This window comes from Undibacterium sp. Di24W, assembly GCF_049340325.1.
GTDB lineage: Bacteria > Pseudomonadota > Gammaproteobacteria > Burkholderiales > Burkholderiaceae_D > Undibacterium.
This window is the reverse complement of the sequence record NZ_JBMPOP010000005.1, coordinates 155,039-180,502: the sequence shown is the minus strand read 5'-3', so window position 1 is coordinate 180,502 and position 25,464 is coordinate 155,039. Positions and strand designations below refer to the sequence as shown.

Below are 25,464 nucleotides of genomic sequence, written 5' to 3'. Positions count from 1 at the left end.
ACAACACCTAAGATTTTTTATAAATTTCCGCGCCGGATTTCACGAACTCAATAGCTTTGACTTCCATACCTTTTTTCAGTGCATCGATTTCGCTAATACCTTGCGTCGCGGCGTAGTCACGTACTTCTTGCGTAATTTTCATAGAGCAGAAATGTGGCCCACACATGGAACAAAAGTGCGCAACTTTGGCAGAGTCTTTAGGCAGGGTTTCATCATGAAACTCGCGCGCCTTGTCCGGATCTAGACCTATATTAAATTGGTCTTCCCAACGGAATTCAAAACGTGCTTTCGATAGAGCGTTATCACGGATTTGCGCACCTGGGTGCCCCTTCGCCAGATCAGCGGCGTGAGCAGCGATTTTGTACGTAATGATGCCGTCTTTGACGTCAACTTTATTCGGCAAACCCAAATGTTCTTTCGGCGTGACGTAACATAACATCGCCGTGCCATACCAACCGATTTGCGCGGCTCCTATACCAGACGTGATGTGATCATAGCCCGGTGCAATATCAGTCGTCAGTGGCCCCAAAGTATAAAATGGCGCTTCATGACATTGCTCCAATTGCAGATCCATATTCTCTTTAATCAGATGCATAGGCACATGACCCGGGCCTTCTATCATCACCTGCACGTCATGTTTCCAAGCGATTTGTGTGAGTTCGCCTAGCGTCTCTAATTCACCCAATTGCGCTTCATCATTGGCATCGTAAATAGATCCTGGACGCAGACCATCTCCCAAAGAAAATGACACATCGTAAGCCTTCATGATTTCGCAGATGTCTTCAAAATGCTCGTACAAAAAACTCTCTTTATGATGAGCAAGGCACCACTTCGCCATAATCGAACCACCACGCGACACAATGCCCGTCATCCGTTTCGCCGTCATCGGCACATACTGCAAACGCACACCCGCATGGATCGTGAAATAATCAACGCCCTGCTCTGCTTGCTCAATCAAAGTATCGCGGAAAATTTCCCAAGTTAAATCTTCAGCCTTACCGTTCACTTTTTCCAAAGCCTGATAAATCGGCACGGTGCCAATCGGTACGGGTGAATTGCGGATAATCCATTCGCGGGTTTCATGTATGTGTTTGCCTGTCGACAAATCCATCACATTATCGCCACCCCAGCGTATCGCCCAGGTCATCTTTTCGACTTCTTCACCGATCGATGAAGTCACTGCCGAGTTACCAATATTCGCATTAATCTTCACCAAGAAATTGCGCCCGATAATCATAGGCTCCACTTCAGGATGATTGATGTTCGCGGGAATAATCGCGCGACCGCGCGCAATTTCATCGCGCACGAATTCTGGTGTAATCGTTGCAGGAATCGAAGCACCGAAAGATTGACCAGGATGCTGACGCCCCATCATCGTTGCCAGTTTTTCACCCATAGGACCAGAGTTCTTCAGATTTTCCAGATACTCCTGGCGTCGCATATTTTCACGGATCGCGACATATTCCATTTCTGGCGTGACGATACCCTGCCTGGCGTAATGCATCTGTGTGACATTCTTGCCTTGTATTGCGCGGCGTGGTTTGCGTCGCAGATTAAAACGCAGTTCATGCAGCTTAGGATCATTTAGACGTTCTATGCCGTAGTCAGAACTCGGACCCGCTAATTCTTCCGTATCATGTCGCTCAACTATCCATGCGCCGCGCACTGAAGCTAAGCCCGAGCGAATATCGATTTGCACCTCGGGATCGGTGTAAGGACCTGAGGTATCGTAGACATAAATAGGGGGATTTTTTTCAGCGCCGAACATCGCTGGCGTATCCGCTTGCGAGATTTCGCGCATAGGTACGCGGATGTCAGGGCGACTTCCTGTCACATATATTTTGCGAGAATTGGGTAAGGCTTGGATAGCGGCTTCGTCGACCTTGGCGGTGGCGGACAAAAAATGTGGGTTGGCGTTCATTTGGCTCCTTTGCTTTATTGATGGCACGGAGCCAGCAAAGGAGTTTCCAAATTAAGCGATGGCGCACCTTAAATTCAGGTGGCATCACGGCTTTGGCTGCTTCCCTTCGCTGGCATTATCCAGATCAGGTTCAAGGGTATTTCTCACCCGACAGATACAAGCTTGTCAGGACCCCTAGCGTTTTACATCGTTTATTTTACTATTACTGCTGCAATCTTTAACTACATCCCGAATACGGGAATTGCCGCCGCATTATAGCGGTGATTATTTAAAATAGGCCATCCTTACTAAAAAAAATTTCAATGTAGCTGAGCAAGATTTAACCATAGATCCAAGAAATTCTTTGGCAGTATCTAGGCGGATAAAGGACAACATTACCCGCCGGAAGGTTCTTGTACAGGCCCTAAAACCTCAATGACATCCACCATATTATGTTGGATCGCCGCTGCTAAATCATGAGTTAAAGTAGGAATCGCTTCTTCGTGATTGACCAATAATCGTGACAAACCATAGGCTCGGTTACGCCCATGCGTTTTACCCAGGTACAAGGCCATATCGGCAATCTGTAATGCACGCTCCCAGTCGCAGACATCTTCAGGCACATCAGAAAACGGCACAGAAATAAAACCCGCAGTAACCGTCACAGGAATATGCTGCGCACCAACGGCGAAAGGCGTATCACCAATCGCAATCAAAACGCGCTCAACCAAACTGGTAATTTGTTCAGGATTAGATTTAGGAGAAAAAATCAAAAACTCTTCCCCACCCCAACGCATCAACATATCTTCATCCCGCACCACATTTCGCAAGCGAGTAGCAACCTCTTTGAGAACAATATCGCCAACCGCATGTCCCCAGGTATCGTTGATATGTTTAAAATGATCAATATCTAACAAGATCATGCAATCAGGATTAACATGGCCTTCCCGACGTTCTACCTCCACTCTGCCCGGACGAGCCGCCATCAAAGCGATGAACGAACGACGATTGTGTAATCCAGTAAGAGGGTCACGTACCGCATGAAATTCCAATTGCAGATTAACTTCTTGCAATTGTTCGTTGAGCTTTTTACTCCGACGATACAGCATATAAATAAAAGCACCTGCTAACAATGCTACCAACGAAGCTAGCAAGGCGACGATTTGCTGCAAACGGTGATTTTGAATGTCTGCATCTTTAAGTGCGTTATCTTTCGCCAAAATTTCTATCTGTTTCTTACGATGCTCGGCGTCAAATTGCTCCTGTAATAAAGCGACCGCCTTAGCGCGGTCAGATCGAAAAATTTCATCACTTAATTTTTGCTGTTCACGAACCAGAGCAAGCGCTTCTTTATACATACCGGCGTTTTCGTACATCATAGAAAACTCACCTAGTATCACTTCCACGTCGGTGGTGGCATGAATTTTTCTAAAGTAATCCAAACTTTGATTGACCAATTCCGCGCCTTGCGCAATTTTTCCTTGCCCCCCTAATGCAAAACCCACATTCACTCTGGCGCCTGCCACACCCCATTTATCTTCGATAGCCTCGGACTTCGCCATTGCATCACGGGCATACATCTCAGCACGTTTAAAATCTTTCTTTATCAAGTATTGATCTGCGATATTAAATAATGCCGAGGCCACGGTATAAGGTAAGTTTTCCTCGCGACCTATTTTTAAAGCGGTCTGATATTCTTTCAACGCGTCGTCATTGCGCTTTAACATGGTCAAGGCCACACCGCGCGAGATACAAATTTCGATATAGGCTTTGGGTGCAATGGTCATCGAAGAGCCCGCTAATGCTTCAGTTGTTGCATCTAAGGCTTTCTCCGGGTCTTTCATTTGTAAATACAGAGTCGAAATCGCGCTCCAAGTCCCCATCCGGGCTTGCACCTGACGTTTCGTCAAGCGCTCGGTCAATTTCAGCATTTCGAAATACTGCTTAAGTGCTTCGTCAAATTTATGCGTGATGCTATATAGACTGGCCAAGGTGCTATGGAAACGCATTTGCACCCCAGCGGAATTAGATTTAACGACACGACTACGTAGTTTTTCTAAATGTGCAAAAGCATCTGCCCCACCAGATTTATCAAAAATATCGAAACTATCGAAGATCTCAATCAATAACAATGCATCTTCATCACGCATCGTCTTTGCCAGCGCATTGAATTCGTTGACGGTTTCTTTACCCAAACTACCTTTGCCTGCGTCATAGTACAAGCCGCTTAAAATACTGAGCGTTTCGAGCCGCACTTTAGGATCGACATTAGATGGCAGTTTGTTTTTAAACTCGATGAGTTGGCGCAAACCTTCATCATTGTTTTTATCCGCGACCGCCTGAATGGCATCCAAACGCGCCATGTCTGTAGTAAGGTCGGAGTCTGCTTGCGCGGCATTGCCGATTAGAAGTAATGCTGCGAGTACGATTATTTGCAACAAAGAATTATATTTTTCATCACTTGATGCATCCAATTTTTTGTCTTCTGAACAAATAGCTAAGTTACCAGCCAAATTAAATGGATGCCTCATGTGAATATCACCTTGCCCACGTTGCCATTGCTTGCACGAAATCTAACTGAACCGATGAATAAACAGAGCCTAGTGGGCTGTTAGCTTTTGAGTCAGTTAGTTTAAACCCTGAGAGACAATACTTTACATTGTATGCCTGTCCCTCTATGTCCAACCTAGATCCACCTTATTTGCTAGTTAGGTGCTGATCAGTTACAAATTAAGTGCCGATTGCGCTTCAAGCCAGCAAATAAACTTATAACCAAAGTTATGCTAAATCATTATTTTTGTGCATAGATCTCATATCCTAACATTTACCCCACGGCATCACGGTAATTATTTGGAACTCGATTCGAATATGCGACAGAATTAAAACACCACGCCAATTTATGCTTGTCAAATATTTAGTCACGTGATTTAGAACTGATGATTCCTGCGCAATCTGATGTCGTTAGTACAAAATAATCTGAAAAAGCTGCGATATTTTCTAGCAAAGTCGAATGCTCATTTATAATCAAAGGTTTCGCTTAATGACTGACACCCTCTCTACAATTAGAGAGCTTCCTCAGTCCCCGGTCTTTAACTTCTATCGTCTGCCACTATCATGGAATTAGCCAAGTCTTTTGAACCTGCCAACATCGAATCCTTCTGGCGTACAGAGTGGGAAAAGCGCGGATATTTCACCGCGTCTACCGATGAATCACAACCTTCATTCAGTATCCAGCTGCCGCCACCCAACGTCACTGGCACTTTGCACATGGGTCATGCTTTCAACCAAACCATTATGGATGGCTTGACACGCTACTACCGTATGCGTGGCCATAACACGGCATGGGTACCGGGCACAGATCACGCCGGTATCGCGACACAAATCGTAGTCGAACGCCAGCTCGATGCACAAAAAATTTCCCGCCATGATTTGGGTCGTGAAAAATTCTTAGAAAAAGTCTGGGAATGGAAAGAAAAATCCGGTTCCACCATCACCGGCCAAATGCGCCGCATGGGTGCTTCTGCCGATTGGAAACGTGAATACTTTACGATGGATGCAGAACGCTCCAAGGTCGTGACCGAAGTGTTCGTACGATTGGTAGAACAAGGTTTGATCTACCGCGGCAAACGTTTGGTGAACTGGGACCCAGTCTTGGGTACCGCCGTATCTGATTTGGAAGTGGTGTCGGAAGAAGAAGACGGCTCCATGTGGCATATTCGTTATCCATTCGCCGATGGTAGCGGTCACTTAACCGTTGCGACTACACGTCCTGAAACTTTGCTCGGCGACGTGGCGGTTGCAGTTGATCCAACTGATGAGCGCTACACTGCTTTCGTCGGCAAAATGCTCAAACTACCTTTGACCGATCGTGAGATTCCTGTCATCGCCGATAGCTATGTCGACAAAGAGTTCGGCACAGGCTGCGTCAAGATCACGCCTGCGCATGACTTCAACGATTACGCCGTTGGTCAACGTCATAATTTAGAAATGATCAGCATTTTAACGTTGGATGCCAAGATCAATGAAAACGGCCCAGCGGTTTACCAAGGCATGGATCGCTTCGTCGCTCGTAAACAAATGGTGTCCGACCTCGATGCACAAGGTTTGCTCGAATCAGTAAAGCCTCACAAACTCATGGTGCCACGTGGTGACCGTACCAATGTCGTGATCGAACCGATGTTGACCGATCAATGGTTCATGGCGATGAGCAAACCAGCTCCAGGAGGCACGCATTTCCCAGGCAAATCGATTGCCGAAGTCGCGCTGGAAAAAGTGGCGAACGGTGAAGTGAAGTTCGTACCAGAAAACTGGAGCACGACCTACAACCAATGGCTGAACAATATTCAAGACTGGTGTATTTCACGTCAGCTCTGGTGGGGTCATCAAATCCCGGCATGGTATGGCGACAATGGCGAAATCTTCGTCGCACGCGATGAAGCAGAAGCCAAATCGAAAGCGGCTGCCGCAGGCTACACAGGCGCATTGAACCGCGATAACGACGTACTCGATACGTGGTTCTCGTCTGCTCTCGTGCCATTCTCGACAATGGGCTGGCCAGAGTTGACGGTCGATAGCAAACTGTTCTTGCCATCTTCTGTTTTGGTTACGGGCTTTGACATCATCTTCTTCTGGGTTGCGCGTATGGTCATGATGACCGCGCACTTCACCGGTAAGGTGCCATTCCACACGGTCTATGTCCACGGCTTGGTGCGCGATTCTAGCGGCCAAAAAATGTCCAAATCCAAAGGCAATACATTAGACCCTATCGATTTGATCGATGGCATCACGGTTGACGAACTCGCGGCAAAACGCACCGTTGGCTTGATGAATCCAAAACAAGCAGCGAGCATCGACAAAGCCACGCGCAAAGAATTCGCTGATGGCATCCCAGCTTACGGCACAGATGCGTTGCGCTTCACGATGGCAAGCTACGCCTCACTCGGCCGCAACATCAATTTCGACTTAGGTCGCTGCGATGGCTATCGTAATTTCTGCAATAAATTGTGGAACGCGACGCGCTTTGTATTGATGAATACCGAAGGACAAGATTGTGGTTTCACTGGCACAGCAACAGACAATGATCTCGACTATTCACAAGCCGACAAATGGATCATCTCGACCTTGCAACGTACAGAAGCAGAATTAGAAAAAGGTTTTTCTGACTACCGCTTCGACAACATCGCATCCGCTATCTATAAATTTGTGTGGGATGAATACTGCGATTGGTATTTGGAAGTCGCGAAAGTCCAAGTACAACAAGGCACCCCAACGCAGCAACGTGCAACGCGTCGCACTTTGTTACGCGTGTTAGAAGTCACGCTGCGCATGGCACACCCAGTGATCCCATTCGTCACCGAAGCATTATGGCAAACGGTCGCGCCATTGGCAGGCAAAACCTTGAATCCTGCGGGCGATTCCATCATGATGCAAGCCTACCCATTGGTGAACGCGGAAGCAATCGACGAAGCCGCAGAACATTGGATGACAGGCCTCAAAGCTGCCATCGACGCTTGCCGTAACTTGCGCGGTGAAATGCAATTATCACCAGCAGTCCGCGTACCGCTGTTACTTCAACCAGCGAACACAGCTGACAAATCCCGCATGGAAAGCTACGCACCATACATGGCTGCTTTGGCGAAATTATCTGAAGTGCAGATCGTCGATGTCTTACCAGATTCACCAGCACCAGTCTCCATCGTCGGCGAAACCAAGCTGATGTTGAAAGTAGAAATCGACGTCGCTGCAGAACGCGAACGCCTCTCGAAAGAAATGGCAAAACTCGAAGCTGAAATCAATAAGGCTCAAGCTAAACTCAGCAATGAAAGTTTTGTGGCACGTGCACCGGCAGCGGTGGTCGAACAAGAGAAAGAACGCGTCGCGGGCTTCTCTGCGACTTTGAGTAAGATGCAGGAGTCGTTTGCTAAGTTGGGATGAGATTGATATGTAGGGTGGGCACGGCTTCATCGTGCCCACGGTCGATGAAGGTGAAAAATAAAATAGACCTCCGCGTGGGCACAAAAACGTGCCCACCCTACATAGCTAAATATCAAGGACTATTGAAATGCTTAGAAAATTCAAAGATGGATTAATATTTGGAGCGGGGTTTTCGGTTGCATTCTTGGTGTTGAGTTATCTAGGATTTCTCCTCTTTACGAACATGAAGTGGACTAACAACACACCTGTATCAGAAAATGGTGAGCACATTAAAGTTGTGAAAGAAATTCCTTTTCATGAACTTAGTCCTGAAGAGCAAATCAATCGAGCAAGTGTCATTGCCCTTGCGAAGCATGAAAAACTACCGAATGGAAAGTATGCCGCCGTCGTCAAAGAATTTATAAAGAAAGACCCGAATACGACCGTCTACTACAAAATTGGCGATGAGTATCCAAGAAATCCCAACGCACCTGAAGTGGATAAGTCATACGCGGAGAATATGTTGATATTTTTCACTGGTTCACCAGCAACCATGGTTAGCTCCTTTACATATTCAGGCGAACGAATTTCTAGTCTTGGCGATATGCCGATAGAGGTGTTGCGAAATAAAAGCAGGGGAAAATCAAATTAGCTGTCCTAGCCACACACAGCTTTGCGCGTAGGTGCGTCCTGATTCTTAAATCCATTCACTACTTCATGTGCGCGATTACGTTACGCTAATTGCACCTTCAGCCATATAAGGCGGGTACACCCTTCGCTGCTTAGCCTCTGTGTACGTGGTTGATAGAGCGATCTACAGCGCGGTTTGAGCCCCCCCCCCCTCTACATGACCACTTTTTCAAGCGAGGTATAGATGTTGTGCTTAGCAGCTCAACCTACTTGCTATCGCACCCACCATGCGATTTAGTTACAAACGTTCATGATGACCAAGCACATTGACTTCGCTCGCCAACAGCCACCCTGCACGTACGCCAAGGTAGGGATCGTGCGATGCCAGAGCATTACTCTCCGCTGCCATGACCACGAAGTACCACTTTTGCCCATACTCAACGACACTGGCAAGTGCTACACCCTTACTATTTTTCAAATAGCTTCGTAGCACGTTACCGAACGCAGCTCGGTTTAAGAATTCACTCAAGCCTTGATCATATTGATCGTTTATCTTTGGGGCTAAACGCAGCTTCACTTCTCGCCTCGCCACAAAATGGAAAGATCGATCGAGGCTGCTTCTTGGAAGTACCGTGTCATGCAGAAACGGAATGGTGTCGCCGTCACGTAAGTTGGATAGACTACCGGTATGATACTTATCAACCGGATCTCCGCAACATCCCTCACTCACACTAAGTGCACGTCCTCCGTCAGATGAAACACGCAGCAAGCGTAAGGGGAAAACTGCTGGCGAGCGCACTGCAAAACCATTCTGAGTGCCATACCAAATGACAGTCGCACCACCTTCTGCACACTGAGCGCTACCGATATAAACAATATCGACTATGCCATCATGGTCGATATCAAGGAGGTAAAACGACTTGATTTCACTTGGCTCTAGTGAGCGCTGAATGAATGAGCAATCCTGTCCTTCAAATGGATCAGACGTCGAAATCGCCGCGAGGTAACTCTGCTTTAGCTTATTCTTTACTTGTTGAAATTGCGACGCTGGTAGTGTGGGCGCTCGCCCAATATTCAACCAAGTTCGCGATTCCGGGAATAGTGCCTCTGATACACGCACATAGTCGAACTCATCGGCTTGAGCAAGCTGATTAAGGCCAATTATGCATACTAAGATGAGCAAGAAACGATGTATCTTTGATGAGAGTTTCATGGTTCCTACTTTCTATTGAAGCCTTGTCGAGCGGGTAAAACACGCACCGCCTATTCTATGTATATAGTTGATCGAGCATTCTACCCGCCTTTCATAACTTCAAGTGCTCACATAACCACGGTAGATAACCAAGCAATCACTGCGCTTTTGCCGCCTCGGCCTTAGCTTCCTCAACTTCTTTCGGATTCATTTGCGACTCGGCATAGCGACGATACGTCACGGCGTCGTCATACTCGCCTGCAAGAATAAACCATTTCATAGCCTCAACTCTATCGATCGCAACACCTTTTCCTTTGAAGTACATTAGTCCTAATTGATATTGCGCACTAGCGTTCTTTTGTTGCGCTGCCTTTAAAAAAAGATCATGTGCTTTGTCATAGTCACGTGAAACGCCAATCCCACTCACATATAAAACTCCCAAGCTATACTGTGCGTCCGCATACCCAAGTTCCACTGCCTTGTTGAACCAATAGACAGCCATACCGTAATTGGGGGCGCCCCCCTTGGCTTTTGCGTACATTCGGGCGAGATTGACTTGAGCCCGGACATTATTCTGTGAGGCTGCCTTTTCGAACAGCGCTTTCGCCTCGACGTAATTCTGCGCGACACCTTCACCCTTTAAATACATTAAGCCAAGATTAAACTGTGCATCGGACTTGCCTTGGTCTGCAGCCTTCCTAAACGCAGCGGCAGCGGCCGGAAAATTCTGCTGCTCATACAATGCCACGCCATCCGAAAAATCATCGGCGTGAGCAAGCAGACTCAAGGTGCTAAAAACCACACTCAGCAATACTTTCACAAACAATTTCATAATTGCCTCTCGCTTCCCAGTTAGGTTCGAATCATATCCAACAGATGACGTTCAATCTCGGCGCGTCCTTCGGTGCTGGTCATCGCCACAATCACATCGCCAGCGCGTAGCAGGTAGTCGTCATCAGGATTAAAGGTCCAGCCATTGTCAGCGCGCACCGCAATCAAAATATAGTCCGGGCTACGAAGCCGCAGCATACCCATCGGCGTGGCAGGGAAATTGTGCGGTGTCGCGACCTCCTCAACCCGCAGATTTTTTTCGGATTTCAACATCTCATCCAAAAAACTCACCACATGTGGTCGTACCATCGCAGACGCCATACGCATGCCGCCGGTAAAGTCGGGGCAAATCACTTCATCAGCACCCGCCTTACGCATCTTTTCCACATTACGCAGCTCATGTGAACGCGCCACAATACGCAATTGTGGATTCAGCTGCTTGGCAGTAATGATGATCATCAGATTACGTGAATCATCACCCGTCACAGCAAACAAGCCGCGCGCATCGGTGATGTCCGCACCAAGCAAAAGATCGTCGTCAGACGCATCGCCATGCAAATACAGCAGGTTGGGAAACTTATCTAAGAATTCGTCGAAGTGAGTTTGTTCAGGATCAATAGCGACGAGCTGGCGCCCTGTCTTTTGCAACTCATGTGCCACATTACGACCGACCCGCCCAAAGCCGCAGACGATAAAATGCTGTCGCAATTGTTTAATACGTTTTTCCATTCGTCGTCTCCGCAGGGAATAATCCAGATCTTTCTCAAGAAAAAAAACAGTCAAACTAGTGAATAAAAAGGTCAGGACACCCAAGCCTGCAATACTCATCACGCCAGCAAACACCTTGGCACCGAATGATGTGAGTGGCACGCCTTCACCATAACCAACCGTGGAGATCGTGATCAGCGTCATATAGATCGCATTCTCCCAGCTGGTTTTGTCGCTAATCAGGTAGAAGCCAACAACGCCGATGCCAATCAAAGCCAGAAGAATCAAAGTCGCCCAACCAATACGCGCCAAAATACGCATCAGCTGCGCGTTCTCGCTCACCGAGCGTGGCTGCAAAGTCGACATCGAAGCCGGATTCGTGTTTTCTGGAGTCTGCATAGCTAGCACTGATTTTTTCTATAAACAGCATTGTAGCCTTAGGCGATTTTTCGCCGTCGACATTTATGCAGGTAAGCGCCATCTGTCGCTTTTTTGTGATTCAAGTTTTAAGTTTTTTGGCACCAGTTTGACCTTGATCAAAGAGAGTCTGCCTACAAACACAAAAGATTGGTTCCTTTATTTGATCGATCCTGAATTGCAGAGTCACATGTTCACGAGCTCACGAGGACGTTCCGAGAAGGCGAAAACTCGCATCGCACTGAGATAGGGCGCAGAATAAGAAATTTTGCTATGCTTGCGGCTTATAATTGATCCACAATTTTTGTCTTGGGTCAGCGACACTTATTTTATGGAAAAGTACTATGGCTTCATTGCAAGATCAATTTTTAAAAGCGGGTTTAGTCGATAAGAACAAAGCCAAGAAAGTGCACCAGGATAAAACTAAACAGAAAAAGGTCGAGCGCCGTACAGGTAGTGAAAGCGTGGATGAAGCGCGTTTGGCTGCGCTTGAGGTGCAAAGAAAAAATGCCGAGCGCGCGCGTGAGCTCAATGCACAGCGTGATGCGGCCGCTGCTCAAAAAGCCGTGTTTGCACAAATTGTGCAAATGGTGCAGAACAATCGACAAAGCAAAGGCAATGGCGACATCGCTTATTACTACACCCATGGCACCAAGATCGACAAGATCTATGTATCGGCAGAAGTGCAAAAACATCTGATTGCTGGCCGACTCATGATCGTTTGTGTGGATGGAAAAACGGAATTACTGCCCCGAGTTATCGCAGAAAAAATCGAGGAACGCGATGCTTCGCTAGTGGTGCGAGTAAAGAAAACGTCCAACGAAGTTGATGAAGATGATCCGTATGCCGCCTACCAAATTCCAGATGACTTTACTTGGTAACGCGTAGCTGCGCTTAGTTGTATTAGCACAGCGTAATAGCACCTTTTTCTCAGCATCAAATTAGCGCCTGACGTTCGGGATTTGCTTTTGACCAGTGTAGAATCTCGTAGCTCTGGCGTAAACCCGCAACGAAGAAAGGATCTGTCTGAATGAGCGCTTCCAGCTGGGCTTTCGATTCAGCTTGGGCGATCCAAAGGCCACCCTTGGGCGCAGCTTGCGGCTCAGATCGCAAAGAGCCTCCAACGGGAATGAATTCTTTATTCTTCTCCAGCCATTCAATGTGCGCTTGAAGATTCGCAGCACGGACGTGGCTGAGATCCGGCTTGTCAGTAAAGAAAATTGCAAAGAGCATGTGCTGCTTACCTTTCGAGATTAGGGCCAGTCCGATCGACCAACTGCTAGACATCAGAGTCCTCACAGTCAAAATAAATATCGAACCACAGTTCAATGCCAAGACTACTAAGTACTGACATTTGTTTGGGATTTAGCGTCGGACCTCCGTGCCCCGATTTTGAATCCCAGCGACAGCAAATATCTATTTCGTACCCATAATTACGCAACTCCGCAAAAGCTAGCTCTTTTCCAGTAATTTTTTCAAGAAGCCAATCTAAGTGGTGCCTTGCGTCACGGCTCTCCACATGTCCAGCGGATTCTAGGAACCAGCCAGAAGAGCGACGAATTCGATCTGATCTTTCAGAAATACGAGTTCCGACGATATGAGAAGACGTAGGCTCCAGAGCCAAAATCTGCGATACATTCCCTGGTTCCTTGGTGTCATGCATCACGCGCAACCACACGTGAGTGTAGGAGCATGTTTCGTAATCTGTGTTATACGGGAAGAACGTCATCTGATGTCTAACGCAAATTTGACGGGGTCGCCGCCGAGATTGGAAATAGACGCGAAGTCATCATTGGCGACTCCCACGTCGATAGCCTTGTTAGTGCACATATTGAGCGCCATCGTGCCAACCGTCCTGCAAAGGACTGACGATGACAGTCTTTATCTCCGCTCTAGCTGAAAGCCATTCAGATACCGCTGCTCGATCTTCATCGGTTGCAGATCCATGCGCACGGTATACAAAACCCAAGTCCACGCCACCACCATAATAGAGACCGCGAGATTCGATTAATTGTTCCAGAAACGCTGAAAAAAACACATCCAGTATCTCGTGAGTAGGAGCACATTGCAATTCCATTGATACCGAGAATACCAACTCTCTGAATTCACAGATCCTAAGTTTTTTCATTTGGCGTCGGCTACGATTTCTAGACTTAGGAGGATTAAATTTCACTTCGATGTGTTCCTTCAAATTGTCGCGATTTCAGCAAAAGAGAGTCTGTCGACGCAGGACGGATTGGATTCAATCTAACTCTAAGTTAAACGGACAAGATTAAAACTAAACCCGACCAACTTAATTTATAAATAAAAAGAATCATAAATGAAGGTCTAGGTAAATCCAATACATAAAATCAACTAGTAGGTGCGATTAGCGCAGCGTAATCGCACGGATGTCTTCCAATTTTTTGTGTTCGATTAAACTGACGTTTTGTAATCACAGACAACACAAAACATTCATCAAAAAATCCTGATTCATACATTCGTTTCTTATTTCTTGTGGGCGATTGCGCTACGCGAATCGCACCTAAAACGTTGCGAACCAGTTTGAGCGACTTGTTGTGCATCTCACTTTGACTTAATTTCTATGTCAGGTTTTTGAATTGTCTTCGTGCAATCTCCACGATGAATGCCATCTATAAAAGAAGTGATGGTTTCTACTATCAGTTTTTCTGTGGTCCGCGACATGCCTTTGCCCGCAAGATTCATGTGCGTTGCACCATCGATAATACCCAACCATTTACAAGCTATTGGCATGTTCATATAAGGTTCAGTGCGCGTATCCCATGATGCGCCGCCAAGTTCGTCGTCACGTGTTCCTGTCAGTGTCAGTACTGGATGATGTATAGTTGACCAAGCGTTTTGGGGGAATATCGAACCCGCTCCTTGCGGAGACAATGCAATATATATGTTGAATGAGTTAGAGCCACTTACGCCGAGCTTGTTCAGCGCACCTGCTTCTATCATCGTGGTTGCTGCCCCCATTGAATGCCCTATCAACACGGAATCAGACCCGGTGCACCGCGATTGCGCCCAAGCTTTGGTCGCCGCAATATCCATGAACCTTCCGCGATAAGCTTGGGGGTCTATTATCAAATCTGACAAGCCGTCTCGTAATCCCTTGCCTTGCATGTGCTTGCGTAAGGCACTACGACCACTTTCCTGATGGCCTACAACAAGAGCCAAATATCCTAGGGATGACATAGCTTCGCCAAGATATTCGTATCCGTTTTCAGACCCTCCCGCCCCAGGCGAAATGATGGCAATACCATGGCAAACAGCGCTTTTTGGCGCGTAGCTTATCACTGGAACAGTTTTCTGATCTTGTCGCACAAGTGACACCGCGTCTTTAGCCGCCACACCAAATGAAAAAATCGAAACAAGTATACCGATTGAAAAACATCCAATTTGCTTGTTCATTCAAACCTCCTGTACGTATTGATTTGATGCACATCATCGGAATTCAGCGCGCAGCAAAAATCGCAGTTTTTTTTGACGCTCCGCCGGAATGTTTTGTAAGGCATCAATTGCCTATTCTAAACGTTTTCATCCTTGTATCGCTCGTACAGATCGCTAGGCCAGTACCGCAATGGGTTGACGCTATCCGCATCGATTAAATCTGTCTTGATACGTTCATACTCGTAGCAGTTAAGCTCGAAACTATTACCCCAAGGATCGACGAAATCGTAGGCCCAACACATGTCGAAGTCGACAATGTCATCGATATGAAGTGGTTGCCCTGATGGCTTGGCAATTCCATTAGGGAGCGATCGTGCGAAAATCATGAAGTTTTCCGCATCGCTGCTGAAGGCAATTCCCGTTATTTGAGGAATCATTGGATGCCCTTCACTAGCTTCAAAAAGCGCGAGCATGGTCTTACCACCATCTGCAGATATCTGAAGTGGTCCGCCTTCAAAGCCCTTTGCCCAGAATTCGTATTTTTTGACGGGTTGAAAGCCTAGATGTTCTGCGTACCATTGTGCTGCCGCTTCTCGATCAGGCACGCGGATGTGAACGTGATCAAGGCGTCCCATTTGAAATTTCGCTTGGTTCATGTCGTCCTAACTTCCTCAGAGTCTTGGTGTCTAATGCCGCTTAATGCCCAATGTCCACGTCAACCTACGCACTTGTACGTTGGTGTCGAACTACAAGTTAGAAGGTCAATCTGCATCCACAACCTCTTTTTTTGACACTTTCCCGTCCTTAAAATCCACTGAGCACGCCAGTCGAAACATCGTACCTTGGTCATGGTTAAAGATCCAGATGGTGTCTGTGCCTTGCCACACTTTGGGAAAAAATCCTTTGGATTGAGCGAGAGCCGCAATTTCCTCGCGATTGTCGCCGTCCTTTATACCCTTACAAAAAGAGTCGATCGGGTAAACAAAATAGAAGTACGGAACCACAAAGAAGCCTCCAACGAAAAGAACGAACGTCACAAGAAGCGCTTTGAGGAAAATGTTCATTCAGTTCTAACTCTAATTTAAACGGACAAGATTGAAACTTAACTCGACCGACTTGATTTATCAATAGCAAGGATCATAAAGGACAGCCTCAATAAAACAAATACAGAAATCAGCTCGTAGGTGCGATTACGCTACGCTAATCGCACCTGCAGCGCATTGGAGAAGTTCCTATGCGATAAGTGCATCACCACAAAGCTCGACGCTTTGATGCGATGTAAGCTTTACATTGCTGTTCAACGGTAGTGTCGTCATCAATCCCCGTGGTGGTAGCGGCAGATATTTCCAGGCCCGCATAAATTCCACAAGGACGCTTAAATGCTTTCTTCGGAATCAAATACCAATAAGGCGGTTCGGGCGAGCAAATGAAGATTTCTTTCGTCTTCCAGCCTACTTTTTCCTTTTTCGCGACTATCTAAAGCATTTTATCTAAAGTCGGATAGCAGCCCTTGGCCTTACTCCAATCCATGATGTGTCCTTCTGCCGCCATGAGAGAACCAACGATTAATGCCCAGTCGCCTTCCAGGTTAAGTTTATCAACGCGGAACCGTATAGGTTGCCCAGCGAGACGAGTTGCTTCGGGGCGAAGCGCATCAAGCCATTCTTTGCGCTCGTATTTGGTAACGGCAAACGCCGCCAAAGAATTCGCAATTAGTAGCAGGAGGAACAAGACCCTTCGCATATGGGGATTTGTGTGCCCTTCGCAAAAGCAAGTTGAGCCGCGAGATACAGACTAATAAAAATAGGAAAGATTTCAAGGCTTCACCTTCGACTATCTTGTTAGCGACACCGAATCGAAAAAGTCTAAACTCGATATTTCTTAGTTACCTCTCTGACTCAACCATTTCTTTACGGTCATAAAGCCCACTTCCATATGGGATATCAACACATAAATCAGTGCTGTCATCGAAATAAAGGCACCTATAGAAGTTAGAGTCCACCCACCGTAGCGCAAGACCCAAAGCGCGGTACTTATGTCCATTTTTGTATTCGAAAATTGGCAGGGACCCATCGTTTTAAATCCTATGGAGCATCCATTCAACTCCGCAAGCAACTCTGCAAATTGCCAGCAAATCGCTGGCAGAACAACTGGCAACGTTGCATACAAATACTTCCTTGACCAAGGACGACTCATGGGCGCTAACTCTAATTTAAACGAACAAGATCGAAAATTAATCTGATCGACTTGATTTAACAATAACAAGGATCATAAAGGAAAGTGTAAATAAATCAAATACATAAAACCAGACTATGAGAGATATTCAAGATCATCAAAAACGAATACGGGCAAGATGTTTTCAACACATCTCGGCTATATAGGAAATCACACGATTACAAAACAAGGTAGGTTATCGCTCTACGAAACCTTATGAACGTATGCATTGACTTGTTCACTTCATTGCCCTCAAAACTTTGCGCCTCAAAAATTTCTTGACGCCTCCGGAAACTCAAACTTGTTTTAAACCATTCGGTTAATTGACCAATCGGTACTTTATGCAAGATCAACTGAGCTTAAGGTTTTCGGCATTAGCCGATCCTACGCGCCGAGCTATCTTGGCGCAACTTTCTCAAGGCGAGGTGAACGTGTCAGATTTGGCGCGACCATTTCTGAATGACATGAGCCAGCCTGCTGTTACCAAACATCTCAAGGTGCTCGAGGCTGCTGGTCTGATTACCAAAACGCGCGACGCACAATGTCGCCCTTGTAAGCTCAATGGTGAAAACTTAAAGCTGGCGGCGGATTGGGTGGATCAATATCGCGCGTTTTGGGAGGCAAGTTTTGATCGCCTCGACCTCTATCTACAAACTATTACTGCCGAAAAGAAAGGTGAAAAGCATGCCCAAAAATCCATAAGCACAAACGCATGCAAATGAAATCCACCTCGTGCTTCTTTATGATGCGCCCGTAGCCACGGTGTAGGATGCTTGGACTGATCCGGCGCAGGCGGCACAGCTGTGGGGGCCATGTGGTTTTACCGTGACTACACACAGCAAAGAGGTAGGCGTGAGTGGCGGTTCGTTCTATTTGATGACAAATGGCAGTAGCGAGAATAAAGTCAACATGTATGGTCGCGCCGCCTAACTTGAAATGGAAAAACCCAATCGCCTCGTCTACACGCAGCAGTTTTGCGATGAACACGAAAACATCTCTCGTCACCCCATGGCACCAACTTGGCCAGAGACCATGCTGACCACGGCGCAATTCAACGAACAAGGCCCCAATCGCAGCCGCGTGACGGTGACATGGGAACAGCACGGTGCGTTCGCCGCTGAGGAGTTGGACGTATTTATGAAAGCACGCAGCGGTATGACGATGGGCTGAACCGGCTCCTTTGATAAGTTGGAGACCGTGTTGGAAAATGATTGAGGATAAACATGGTGGCTTAGCGCACTACTTTTGAGTTTGTGTTTTGGATCTCTAGAAGTCAATTGCGCTTTCGCTATATCGACCGCCCTCACCCCAACCCTCTCCCGCCTGCGGGAGATGGAGTTATGTCCACAACTCGATCTAGCATCCTCAGTCTCTCAAGTGTCTAGCGTGCGACTCACCCGCCGCGTAAAAAATGCGTGGCACCAAAACATGCAGCAAAGAAAAGTTTAGGGAAAATAACTGTTGTAATTAGATCTTTTAAAGTTCTCGCTCTAGTAAATTTACGGGTTGCCTCAGAAACAGCACGTACAATTCAAGAGCAGCTTTTCCAACTTTATAAAACTCGGAGACAACATGAATAAATCTGGACTGATCAAATCTGGTTTCATCATACTGAGCCTGCTCGCAGCCCAAATGGCTGCAGCCCAGAGCTCACCTGCAGGTCTATGGAAAACCATAGACGACAAAACAGGCAAAGTAAAATCCTTGGTACGCATCAGCGAAACTGGCGGCGAATTTCAAGGAAAAATCGAAAAATTATTTCGCGAAGCCGATCAAGATCAAAATCCTAAATGTGACAAATGTGACGGCAGTAATAAAGACCAACCTTTTATTGGCCTGACCATCCTTTTCAATATAAAGAAAGATGGCGATGAATACAGTGGCGGCAAAATCCTTGATCCAGCCAATGGCAAACTCTACAGCAGTAAACTGAAATTAATAGAAAATAATAAAAAATTAGAGGTTCGTGGTTATATCGGTATGCCGATGTTTGGTCGCACACAAATTTGGGTGCGAGAAGACTAAACGTATCAATCGAAATCGCTCCAAACGATTCCAAATGGCAGCTTAGGCTGCCATTTTTCATACTAAGCCACCCTAAATAATCCAGAACACATCGACGCAAATGGATGGTATGAGCACGCATGAGACAGTCTATTCGTAAGAATTTGCCTCAATCATTGATAGTGCGGTATTCCTGTGGTATTTTTGCTCTTATTAGATAGTCACATAAAAACTATCCATCAATTGCAGCCAAAATGACGCAGATCTTAGGCCATAAAAAAGACAGCACGATCACTAAAATTATAATGAGTCCAAAGAGAAAAATGACCCAGGGGGGGTCTATCAACGAGCGCATAGGTCAACACTACAGCGCACTTTCCAAATCACATAAAATTACCGCAGACTACGTCGTCGCTAACTCGTTTAGGGCAGCCACCATGTCCATCGATGAATTGGCAGACGCCGTCGGCATTTCAAATGCGACAGCAAACCGTTTTGCACGGGCATTAGGTTTTGACGGCTATCCACAATTTCGTGCCGAACTCGTCTCTGGTTTCGAGACCATGTTGGCGCCGATAGAGGGCTTGCGCTCTGAAATTGGCCGTGCATCAAGTGGCACCGAGGTGATCAACCGATCGCTTTCAGATGACATTGCCAATCTCGAAGCCACTCGTCGCGAATTCCGTCCTGATGTTTGCAATCGTGCGGTACAAATGATCTTAGATGCTGAGCGCATTTACATCATAGGCTACGGCGCCAGCGCCTATCTGGGCGGCATTATGTGTCACGCACTCACCAATTATTGCGACAGCGTACAGGCCAATGTCGGCACGGGCGGACCAGCCCAGGTCTCGCGTACCTTATACAAATTTACCGAACGTGATTTGGTGATTGCGATTTCTTTTCCTCGCTATTCCAGCGACGTGGTCACCTTAGTGGGGCAAGCAAAAAAACGTCAAGTGCCGATTCTGGCGTTGACCGACCGCCCAAGCTCACCAGTCGCGTCCATTGCGAACGTCACCTTATACGCGCAAACCAAGCCCCAGTTCAACTCCGAAGGGATTGTCCTCTGTTTGATAGAAGCGATCTGCGCTGCGGTAGCCAATCAAGCTGAGTCTTCCGTCGACATCGCCGCAGAAACAACCGAGTTGATGCTACCTTGGTTGCATCACGGTAAAAAGTAAGCCGTACTTTGATCTAAATCAGGTCTCCTTTAGACAAATAGACCTATCATCCAACTCATACGATTTGGTAGCATCTATTTTCTAAAGGAGCAGTACTTATGCAAGTTGAACATCATCCGCTGGCACTTGAATTTCCTGAATTCAAAGACACGATTCATACTTTAAAAATGGCGAATGCCCATTTTGCCAAATTATTCGATGAATACACAGATACTGACAAAGCGATCAATCGTGCAGAAAACGGTGTAGAACATTTGGCCGACGCAGCCTTAGAGACTTTGAAAAAAGTTCGTATCCATTTGAAAGATCAGTTGTTTCAAATACTGCAAAGCAACGCGGCTTAATATATAAATTAAGCGAATTAGACAAATTAGCTGTTAAATTCAACAGCTAATAATCTGGCAGGGCAAATTTTAGGCGGACTTCGGTTCGCCTTTTTTTGTGCTGGTAAAGTGAGCTTAAGTTGTTTTACGCTTTGCGCGAAACACGGTTTGATCCGCATAAAAATCATGATCTTGCCCAGTCCACCAACCTGGAACACCTAAGACTGGCAAAGGTGTGTAATCTGCGGTCGTCAAAGCATGCGTCTGTAATTGCGCGCTCACTTGACGATCAAGTTGGGCAGCCTGCTGCCCGAAATCCTGTTTGAAAAAATCCGGCTCTACCCACACCACCCAAGCATGCGCGGTGATGGCCTTGTATGGCTGCACCAGCTTTTCCATCAAAGCATGCCCAAAACTCCAGACCTGTACCACTTCGCTAAAATCGCGTCGGTGATCGATGAAAGCTTGTTGCCATTGATGCTCACGCAAGCATTGCAAGATTTCATGTCCACGTGCAGAATTTTCCAATACCAAGAGCGCCGCATTTTCATCAAAAATGGTGGCTGCATCTCGCGCTGGCCCACGTGATTTACCAATTCCCAAGCTCGCAATTTGTGCTGCTTGCAAGGCATTGAGCTGACGCTTCACCAGAGGAAAACTCAGCCACACCAAAGCATTAAAAAAATCATGCAGATTTTCACGCGTAGGCACTTTTCCGGTCGCGTTGATATGAGCTTCATAAGCAACGCCTTCGGGCAATTCTTCTTGCAGAATAAATTGCAGCGGTAGACCAGACTGATTCTGCAAAGCCTGAGAACTAGCCGCCAGATTCAAAGCAGCGCGCCAATTTTCCTGTGCCAGTATGGTTTCTGCAGCAGGAAGAATCGATTTCAACCACGGACGAGACCAATCAATGGTCGAGTAAAACGTCGTCATCGTAAAATTTACGCCGACACTTTCCAGTTGATGGTCTCACCACCATTCAATGGCACCAGACTACCGTCGAGATAACTAAGCTCCTCTGGCAATGTCCAGCTTTCACGTTTCAAAGTCATACTGCCGGTATTGCGTGGCAATTGATAGAAATCAGGACCGAAGAAGCTGGCGAAGCCTTCCAATTTATCCAATGCGCCAACCTGATCAAAGGCCTGCGCATACAATTCCATCGCATGCAAAGCGGTGTAACAACCAGCGCAACCGCAAGCGTGTTCTTTCACGCCCTTAGCGTGAGGTGCAGAGTCCGTGCCGAGGAAAAAACGTGGATTGCCCGATGTCGCCGCTTTCACCAATGCCTGGCGATGTGTCTCGCGCTTCAAAACTGGCAAGCAGTAATAATGCGGACGAATACCGCCTTTGAAAATTTCATTGCGGTTGTACAGCAAATGATGCGCAGTAATTGTCGCCGCGATCGGGCCGCTCGCTTCGGCTACGTAGGCTGCGGCATCGCTGGTGGTGATGTGTTCAAACACCACTTTGAGTTCTGGCATATCGGCACGCAAAGGCTTCATCACCGTATCGATAAACACCGCTTCACGATCAAATAAATCGATCTCAGGACTCGTCACTTCGCCGTGTACCAAGAACGGCATACCAACTTCTTGCATCACTTCCAACGTCTTATAGCACTTACGCAAATCCGTCACACCCGCATCGGAATTGGTTGTTGCACCGGCAGGATACAATTTCACCGCATGCACAAAACCACTGTCCTTCGCACGACGAATTTCATCGGGCGGCGTGTTATCGGTCAAATACAAAGTCATCAAAGGCTGGAACGACATGCCTTCAGGCAAAGCTGCCAAAATACGCTGGCGGTAGGCAGCAGCTAATTCCGTCGTGGTCACGGGCGGCTTCAAATTCGGCATCACTATCGCGCGCGAAAATTGTGCTGCGGTGTGTGGCAAAACGGTTTTTAAAGCCTCGCCGTCACGTAGATGGAGATGCCAGTCGTCTGGGCGGGTGATGGTGAGTTGTTGGATGGAAGTGGTAGTCATAAAAGCTCGCTAAAACGATGAGGAGGCAATGATTGTTCTGGGAACATCAAATTAGCCTCTATTTTACCGTTTTAGAACCCGACTGAGCGTTTTCCACTCATTGAAAGCTGCGAATGCTTGTTAACATGCAAATAGCATCTCTAAAAAATCTTGCCAAATTTTGCCAAGACTTCTAAGATGTCTGCATGAGCACAATGAATATTTCTCTCCCAGAGCCCCTCAAAAACTTTGTTGATACGCAAGTAGCAAAGGGGCATTACGGCACGTCTAGCGAATATGTGCGTGAGCTCATCCGCAAAGATCAAGAGCGGCAACAATTACGCGCCTTATTGATAGAAGGTGCAGAATCGCAAGTGATTGGGCAATTTGATCAAGCTTACTTTGACGACTTACGTTCGCTGATCAACAGCACCAAACCTAAGTAATTGTGGCCGTGAACAAGCCTCCCAGCAGCAAAGCTGTGATTCGCCGAGTCCGTGCAGATGCAGACATACAAGCAATAATCACTTATTACATGGAACAAGAAGCGACCAAAGCAGCACTTGATTTCGTCGACGAATTAGAAACCGCCATTCAACATATTCAAACTTATCCAGAATCAGGCTCGCCACGATACGCTCATACGCTAAACCTACCTGGCTTGCGTTGCTGGCCTTGTCAGCATTTTCCTTATCTTATTTTTTATCTTGAGCAATCAAATTGCATTGACATCTGGCGCATCTTGCATCAACAACGCGACATTCCTGCTTGGTTGTTGAACGACGTAAATGCTTAAAATAATAAGTGCAGCAGGTGCGATTAGCATCTTCGTTTAGATTTGAATTAAGATTACCTAAAAATTCTCTTTCACAAGCTTGAAGTTTGTACTAGCAACTGAAAAATTGATCATTCGTGCGATTACGCGAAGCTAATCGCACCTACCGGGCTAACAATATCTAACAATGCAGAATACGCTCAAGAATTCACTTCGCACCAAAATCATTGAAGCGTTTACTTCCGTCTCAAAACCTACGGTTGTCGCTCCCCACCAATGCCCAGAATGTAAGGAACTTACACAAGATTTCTTAGCGTATTCAGGAAATACCCTGCCAGACGAAATATTTGAGAAACACGTATGGGATTTGCCGCTTCTATCTGATGACGCCAAACATTTCTATATATCGGCATGGCTCCTACGCGCCTATTTGGGCGGCTCTTGGAACGATGCCTGTGACACGCTAACCTACTCACTCATTGATAACCTTCGCTGGAATTCGACTCAGCCTTACACAGATGAGCAATGGCGTGTGATCGATATAGTTCTTCAGGAAGCTTCCAAATTCTCAGACCCAATAACGATTGAAAACATAAACAAAGCACGAAGTCTCATTCTAAGGACTGCGGAGTAGATACTGTTAGCTTAGCTCACTTAATTAAACACCTTATCCGAAGGAAACCGCATACTATCGCGCAGTAAAAAACTCATAGGCAAAGCATAGTTGACACCTGTCGGCGGCAACGGCTGCGTGAACCATTTTTCATAGAGTTTGCTGAGTTCACCCTCATTCATCATTCTGGCGATTTCTTTGTCGATCAAGACTTTCAAGCTGGGATCGTCTTTGGCTAGCATGATGGTTTGAGCTTCTATGCCTATGCCGTCGCCTGTGATTTTCCAATGCTGAATTTGATCGGCGCTCGCACGCAAACCTGCTAATACCACCTCTTCACTGACAAAGGCGTCTGACTGTCCCTGTTGCAGCATTTCAAAAGCAGCATGGGAAGTACTGGCTTCTATTATTCTTAATTCTGAAAACTTGAATTGTGTTTGCTGTCTTAACAAAGCCAAGGCAAGGCTGCCGCGCGCCACGACGACGCGTTTTTGCGATAAGTCTGACCAATTTTTAATTGTTGACTCCGCACTTGTTAATAGGCGCGTTGCAGAAAAAAAGTAAGGGATAGAAAACGCCATCTGCTTGCGGCGCTCGGCAGTGTTGGCAGTGGTACCGCATTCAAAATCGGCTTTACCTTCCTGTATCGCTACAAAACGATTCGATGAATTGACGAGCAAATAACTGACTGTGAGTTGTGGCATTTTCAATTCACGCCTGATGCGTTCTACCACTTTACTGCAGATGTCTACCGCATAGCCTATAGGCTTGCTGTCTTCGGACAGGTAAGAGATAGGCATACTCGCTTCGCGATGCGCGATGATGATGGTTTTGCGTTCTTTGATACGCGCCAAGGTATCGTTGGCGTTGGCTTCTATTGCGAATAGCAAGACTAAGATGTAACTTAACAGCTTGAACACGGTGTTCCTTCGTGGGGAAATGATTGCCGTGGTATTTTACACTTTGAGAGGTTTGTGTGTGCGAGGGTACTAATCTGCTTTTAAATCTCCTTTAGCTTTATGGGATAAACTTTACGTCCCCTGGCCGGGGGTGGCCCGGCGGCCACATCCTTTCTTTGCTTCGCCAAAGAAAGGATGCAAAGAAAGGCGACGCAGGCGTCACTGCCCTTCTGGTTCCCAATTGTGCATTACAAAAAATGGGAAAGCCTTGAAACTCGCCTGCGGCTCAGACAGCAAGGCTTTCTTTTTCCATTTTCTGTAATGCACAATTGGCAGTGCCACATGCGACAAGGACGATGGATCGACCGCTCACCACAAACTTTTCTTTATCTTGCCCGAGAATCCATTGAGCCAAGAGAAATTTGATTCTCGGGATGCAGATCAAGGCTGAATTTTGAACTTCGGCGGAGCAATATGTCAATATTGCGAGCA

26 protein-coding genes and 1 riboswitch are annotated in these 25,464 nt (G+C 46.7%); of the genes, 10 read left to right on the top strand and 16 right to left on the bottom strand.

Annotated elements, in window-relative coordinates; all coding sequences use genetic code 11:
• Nucleotides 1-7: 7 nt before the first annotated feature.
• On the bottom strand, nt 8-1,921 hold the full coding sequence (gene thiC, locus ACO0KZ_RS12340; RefSeq protein WP_422995570.1) for a phosphomethylpyrimidine synthase ThiC: 1,914 nt from the start codon (nt 1,919-1,921) through the stop codon (nt 8-10).
• A gap of 84 nt (nt 1,922-2,005) precedes the next feature.
• Nucleotides 2,006-2,107, bottom strand: a riboswitch (TPP riboswitch).
• Nucleotides 2,108-2,295: 188 nt separating this feature from the next.
• Entirely contained in the window at nt 2,296-4,431 is a 2,136-nt protein-coding gene (locus ACO0KZ_RS12335; protein WP_422995568.1) for a tetratricopeptide repeat-containing diguanylate cyclase, read from the bottom strand.
• A 583-nt stretch (nt 4,432-5,014) separates the two neighbouring features.
• On the opposite strand from ACO0KZ_RS12335, the gene ACO0KZ_RS12330 reads away from it, so the two are divergent.
• Nucleotides 5,015-7,834 carry a valine--tRNA ligase gene (locus tag ACO0KZ_RS12330; RefSeq protein WP_422995565.1) on the top strand — a complete coding sequence of 940 codons (2,820 nt, stop codon included), beginning with the start codon at nt 5,015-5,017 and terminating at the stop codon, nt 7,832-7,834.
• A gap of 127 nt (nt 7,835-7,961) precedes the next feature.
• The gene (locus tag ACO0KZ_RS12325) at nt 7,962-8,465 is read left to right on the top strand and encodes a hypothetical protein (RefSeq protein ID WP_422995563.1); all 504 of its coding nucleotides are present in this window, start codon (nt 7,962-7,964) and stop codon (nt 8,463-8,465) included.
• Nucleotides 8,466-8,741: 276 nt separating this feature from the next.
• On the opposite strand, the gene ACO0KZ_RS12320 is transcribed toward ACO0KZ_RS12325, so the two are convergent.
• The 3 genes from ACO0KZ_RS12320 to ACO0KZ_RS12310 all read right to left on the bottom strand — a co-directional run bounded on the left by ACO0KZ_RS12320 (nt 8,742) and on the right by ACO0KZ_RS12310 (nt 11,573).
• Nucleotides 8,742-9,656 (bottom strand): hypothetical protein, encoded by a 915-nt coding sequence (locus ACO0KZ_RS12320; RefSeq protein ID WP_422995561.1) that lies wholly within the window; start codon nt 9,654-9,656, stop codon nt 8,742-8,744.
• Nucleotides 9,657-9,792: 136 nt separating this feature from the next.
• A complete protein-coding gene (locus ACO0KZ_RS12315; RefSeq protein ID WP_422995559.1) occupies nt 9,793-10,467 on the bottom strand; it encodes a tetratricopeptide repeat protein in 675 nt (224 codons plus the stop codon).
• A 20-nt stretch (nt 10,468-10,487) separates the two neighbouring features.
• Nucleotides 10,488-11,573 carry a potassium channel family protein gene (locus tag ACO0KZ_RS12310; RefSeq protein WP_422995557.1) on the bottom strand — a complete coding sequence of 362 codons (1,086 nt, stop codon included), beginning with the start codon at nt 11,571-11,573 and terminating at the stop codon, nt 10,488-10,490.
• 362 nt (nt 11,574-11,935) lie between these two features.
• Between ACO0KZ_RS12310 and ACO0KZ_RS12305 the strand changes: the two genes are divergently transcribed.
• Nucleotides 11,936-12,472 (top strand): DUF2058 domain-containing protein, encoded by a 537-nt coding sequence (locus ACO0KZ_RS12305; RefSeq protein WP_422995555.1) that lies wholly within the window; start codon nt 11,936-11,938, stop codon nt 12,470-12,472.
• A 55-nt stretch (nt 12,473-12,527) separates the two neighbouring features.
• Here the strand turns inward: ACO0KZ_RS12305 and ACO0KZ_RS12300 are convergent, their stop codons facing one another.
• From ACO0KZ_RS12300 to ACO0KZ_RS12265, 8 genes are all read right to left on the bottom strand, one after another.
• On the bottom strand, nt 12,528-12,878 hold the full coding sequence (locus ACO0KZ_RS12300; protein WP_422995553.1) for a YciI family protein: 351 nt from the start codon (nt 12,876-12,878) through the stop codon (nt 12,528-12,530).
• Nucleotides 12,871-13,254 carry a DUF4279 domain-containing protein gene (locus tag ACO0KZ_RS12295; RefSeq protein ID WP_422995551.1) on the bottom strand — a complete coding sequence of 128 codons (384 nt, stop codon included), beginning with the start codon at nt 13,252-13,254 and terminating at the stop codon, nt 12,871-12,873. The genes ACO0KZ_RS12300 and ACO0KZ_RS12295 overlap by 8 nt, the downstream gene beginning before the upstream one ends.
• A gap of 156 nt (nt 13,255-13,410) precedes the next feature.
• Nucleotides 13,411-13,719, bottom strand: a complete 309-nt coding sequence (locus ACO0KZ_RS12290) for a 50S ribosome-binding protein YggL (RefSeq protein WP_422995548.1) — start codon at nt 13,717-13,719, stop codon at nt 13,411-13,413.
• 437 nt (nt 13,720-14,156) lie between these two features.
• On the bottom strand, nt 14,157-15,008 hold the full coding sequence (locus tag ACO0KZ_RS12285; RefSeq protein WP_422995546.1) for an alpha/beta hydrolase family protein: 852 nt from the start codon (nt 15,006-15,008) through the stop codon (nt 14,157-14,159).
• 116 nt (nt 15,009-15,124) lie between these two features.
• Nucleotides 15,125-15,643, bottom strand: a complete 519-nt coding sequence (locus ACO0KZ_RS12280; protein ID WP_422995544.1) for a VOC family protein — start codon at nt 15,641-15,643, stop codon at nt 15,125-15,127.
• Between the two features lie 105 nt (nt 15,644-15,748).
• On the bottom strand, nt 15,749-16,051 hold the full coding sequence (locus ACO0KZ_RS12275) for a hypothetical protein (protein ID WP_422995542.1): 303 nt from the start codon (nt 16,049-16,051) through the stop codon (nt 15,749-15,751).
• Nucleotides 16,052-16,463: 412 nt separating this feature from the next.
• On the bottom strand, nt 16,464-16,718 hold the full coding sequence (locus tag ACO0KZ_RS12270; RefSeq protein WP_422995540.1) for a hypothetical protein: 255 nt from the start codon (nt 16,716-16,718) through the stop codon (nt 16,464-16,466).
• A gap of 150 nt (nt 16,719-16,868) precedes the next feature.
• Nucleotides 16,869-17,183: a hypothetical protein gene (locus tag ACO0KZ_RS12265; protein WP_422995538.1), complete on the bottom strand. Its 315-nt coding sequence runs from the start codon at nt 17,181-17,183 to the stop codon at nt 16,869-16,871.
• 359 nt (nt 17,184-17,542) lie between these two features.
• On the opposite strand from ACO0KZ_RS12265, the gene ACO0KZ_RS12260 reads away from it, so the two are divergent.
• From ACO0KZ_RS12260 to ACO0KZ_RS12240, 5 genes are all read left to right on the top strand, one after another.
• Complete coding sequence (locus tag ACO0KZ_RS12260) at nt 17,543-17,923, top strand: ArsR/SmtB family transcription factor (RefSeq protein WP_422995536.1); 381 nt, start codon at nt 17,543-17,545, stop codon at nt 17,921-17,923.
• Nucleotides 17,924-18,137: 214 nt separating this feature from the next.
• Nucleotides 18,138-18,371: a hypothetical protein gene (locus ACO0KZ_RS12255; RefSeq protein ID WP_422995534.1), complete on the top strand. Its 234-nt coding sequence runs from the start codon at nt 18,138-18,140 to the stop codon at nt 18,369-18,371.
• 402 nt (nt 18,372-18,773) lie between these two features.
• A complete protein-coding gene (locus ACO0KZ_RS12250) occupies nt 18,774-19,226 on the top strand; it encodes a DUF2147 domain-containing protein (protein WP_422995532.1) in 453 nt (150 codons plus the stop codon).
• A 302-nt stretch (nt 19,227-19,528) separates the two neighbouring features.
• Complete coding sequence (locus tag ACO0KZ_RS12245) at nt 19,529-20,389, top strand: MurR/RpiR family transcriptional regulator (RefSeq protein WP_422995530.1); 861 nt, start codon at nt 19,529-19,531, stop codon at nt 20,387-20,389.
• Nucleotides 20,390-20,487: 98 nt separating this feature from the next.
• Nucleotides 20,488-20,733 carry a YdcH family protein gene (locus ACO0KZ_RS12240; RefSeq protein ID WP_422995528.1) on the top strand — a complete coding sequence of 82 codons (246 nt, stop codon included), beginning with the start codon at nt 20,488-20,490 and terminating at the stop codon, nt 20,731-20,733.
• A 114-nt stretch (nt 20,734-20,847) separates the two neighbouring features.
• On the opposite strand, the gene ACO0KZ_RS12235 is transcribed toward ACO0KZ_RS12240, so the two are convergent.
• Together ACO0KZ_RS12235 and pyrC are read right to left on the bottom strand one after the other, a co-directional pair.
• Nucleotides 20,848-21,648 (bottom strand): DUF3025 domain-containing protein, encoded by an 801-nt coding sequence (locus ACO0KZ_RS12235; protein ID WP_422995526.1) that lies wholly within the window; start codon nt 21,646-21,648, stop codon nt 20,848-20,850.
• 8 nt (nt 21,649-21,656) lie between these two features.
• Nucleotides 21,657-22,706, bottom strand: a complete 1,050-nt coding sequence (gene pyrC / locus ACO0KZ_RS12230) for a dihydroorotase (RefSeq protein WP_422995524.1) — start codon at nt 22,704-22,706, stop codon at nt 21,657-21,659.
• A gap of 185 nt (nt 22,707-22,891) precedes the next feature.
• Between pyrC and ACO0KZ_RS12225 the strand changes: the two genes are divergently transcribed.
• Both ACO0KZ_RS12225 and ACO0KZ_RS12220 read left to right on the top strand, forming a co-directional pair.
• On the top strand, nt 22,892-23,131 hold the full coding sequence (locus ACO0KZ_RS12225; RefSeq protein WP_422995522.1) for a type II toxin-antitoxin system ParD family antitoxin: 240 nt from the start codon (nt 22,892-22,894) through the stop codon (nt 23,129-23,131).
• A gap of 8 nt (nt 23,132-23,139) precedes the next feature.
• Nucleotides 23,140-23,481, top strand: a complete 342-nt coding sequence (locus tag ACO0KZ_RS12220) for a type II toxin-antitoxin system RelE/ParE family toxin (RefSeq protein WP_422995520.1) — start codon at nt 23,140-23,142, stop codon at nt 23,479-23,481.
• 633 nt (nt 23,482-24,114) lie between these two features.
• Here the strand turns inward: ACO0KZ_RS12220 and ACO0KZ_RS12215 are convergent.
• Nucleotides 24,115-24,993: an amino acid ABC transporter substrate-binding protein gene (locus ACO0KZ_RS12215; RefSeq protein ID WP_422995517.1), complete on the bottom strand. Its 879-nt coding sequence runs from the start codon at nt 24,991-24,993 to the stop codon at nt 24,115-24,117.
• Between the last annotated feature and the right edge of the window lie 471 nt (nt 24,994-25,464).

Coding starts and splice junctions, on each gene's coding strand:
- ACO0KZ_RS12265 (WP_422995538.1), bottom strand. CDS start 17,183: ATGAGTCGTCCTTGGTCAAGGAAGTATTTGTATGCAACGTTGCCAGTT.
- thiC (WP_422995570.1), bottom strand. CDS start 1,921: ATGAACGCCAACCCACATTTTTTGTCCGCCACCGCCAAGGTCGACGAA.
- ACO0KZ_RS12250 (WP_422995532.1), top strand. CDS start 18,774: ATGAATAAATCTGGACTGATCAAATCTGGTTTCATCATACTGAGCCTG.
- ACO0KZ_RS12225 (WP_422995522.1), top strand. CDS start 22,892: ATGAGCACAATGAATATTTCTCTCCCAGAGCCCCTCAAAAACTTTGTT.
- ACO0KZ_RS12325 (WP_422995563.1), top strand. CDS start 7,962: ATGCTTAGAAAATTCAAAGATGGATTAATATTTGGAGCGGGGTTTTCG.
- ACO0KZ_RS12275 (WP_422995542.1), bottom strand. CDS start 16,051: ATGAACATTTTCCTCAAAGCGCTTCTTGTGACGTTCGTTCTTTTCGTT.
- ACO0KZ_RS12305 (WP_422995555.1), top strand. CDS start 11,936: ATGGCTTCATTGCAAGATCAATTTTTAAAAGCGGGTTTAGTCGATAAG.
- ACO0KZ_RS12300 (WP_422995553.1), bottom strand. CDS start 12,878: ATGTCTAGCAGTTGGTCGATCGGACTGGCCCTAATCTCGAAAGGTAAG.
- ACO0KZ_RS12280 (WP_422995544.1), bottom strand. CDS start 15,643: ATGAACCAAGCGAAATTTCAAATGGGACGCCTTGATCACGTTCACATC.
- ACO0KZ_RS12290 (WP_422995548.1), bottom strand. CDS start 13,719: ATGAAAAAACTTAGGATCTGTGAATTCAGAGAGTTGGTATTCTCGGTA.
- ACO0KZ_RS12310 (WP_422995557.1), bottom strand. CDS start 11,573: ATGCAGACTCCAGAAAACACGAATCCGGCTTCGATGTCGACTTTGCAG.
- ACO0KZ_RS12255 (WP_422995534.1), top strand. CDS start 18,138: ATGGAAAAACCCAATCGCCTCGTCTACACGCAGCAGTTTTGCGATGAA.
- ACO0KZ_RS12315 (WP_422995559.1), bottom strand. CDS start 10,467: ATGAAATTGTTTGTGAAAGTATTGCTGAGTGTGGTTTTTAGCACCTTG.
- ACO0KZ_RS12320 (WP_422995561.1), bottom strand. CDS start 9,656: ATGAAACTCTCATCAAAGATACATCGTTTCTTGCTCATCTTAGTATGC.
- ACO0KZ_RS12235 (WP_422995526.1), bottom strand. CDS start 21,648: ATGACGACGTTTTACTCGACCATTGATTGGTCTCGTCCGTGGTTGAAA.
- ACO0KZ_RS12260 (WP_422995536.1), top strand. CDS start 17,543: ATGCAAGATCAACTGAGCTTAAGGTTTTCGGCATTAGCCGATCCTACG.
- ACO0KZ_RS12245 (WP_422995530.1), top strand. CDS start 19,529: ATGACCCAGGGGGGGTCTATCAACGAGCGCATAGGTCAACACTACAGC.
- ACO0KZ_RS12335 (WP_422995568.1), bottom strand. CDS start 4,431: ATGAGGCATCCATTTAATTTGGCTGGTAACTTAGCTATTTGTTCAGAA.
- ACO0KZ_RS12330 (WP_422995565.1), top strand. CDS start 5,015: ATGGAATTAGCCAAGTCTTTTGAACCTGCCAACATCGAATCCTTCTGG.
- ACO0KZ_RS12240 (WP_422995528.1), top strand. CDS start 20,488: ATGCAAGTTGAACATCATCCGCTGGCACTTGAATTTCCTGAATTCAAA.
- pyrC (WP_422995524.1), bottom strand. CDS start 22,706: ATGACTACCACTTCCATCCAACAACTCACCATCACCCGCCCAGACGAC.
- ACO0KZ_RS12285 (WP_422995546.1), bottom strand. CDS start 15,008: ATGAACAAGCAAATTGGATGTTTTTCAATCGGTATACTTGTTTCGATT.
- ACO0KZ_RS12295 (WP_422995551.1), bottom strand. CDS start 13,254: ATGCATGACACCAAGGAACCAGGGAATGTATCGCAGATTTTGGCTCTG.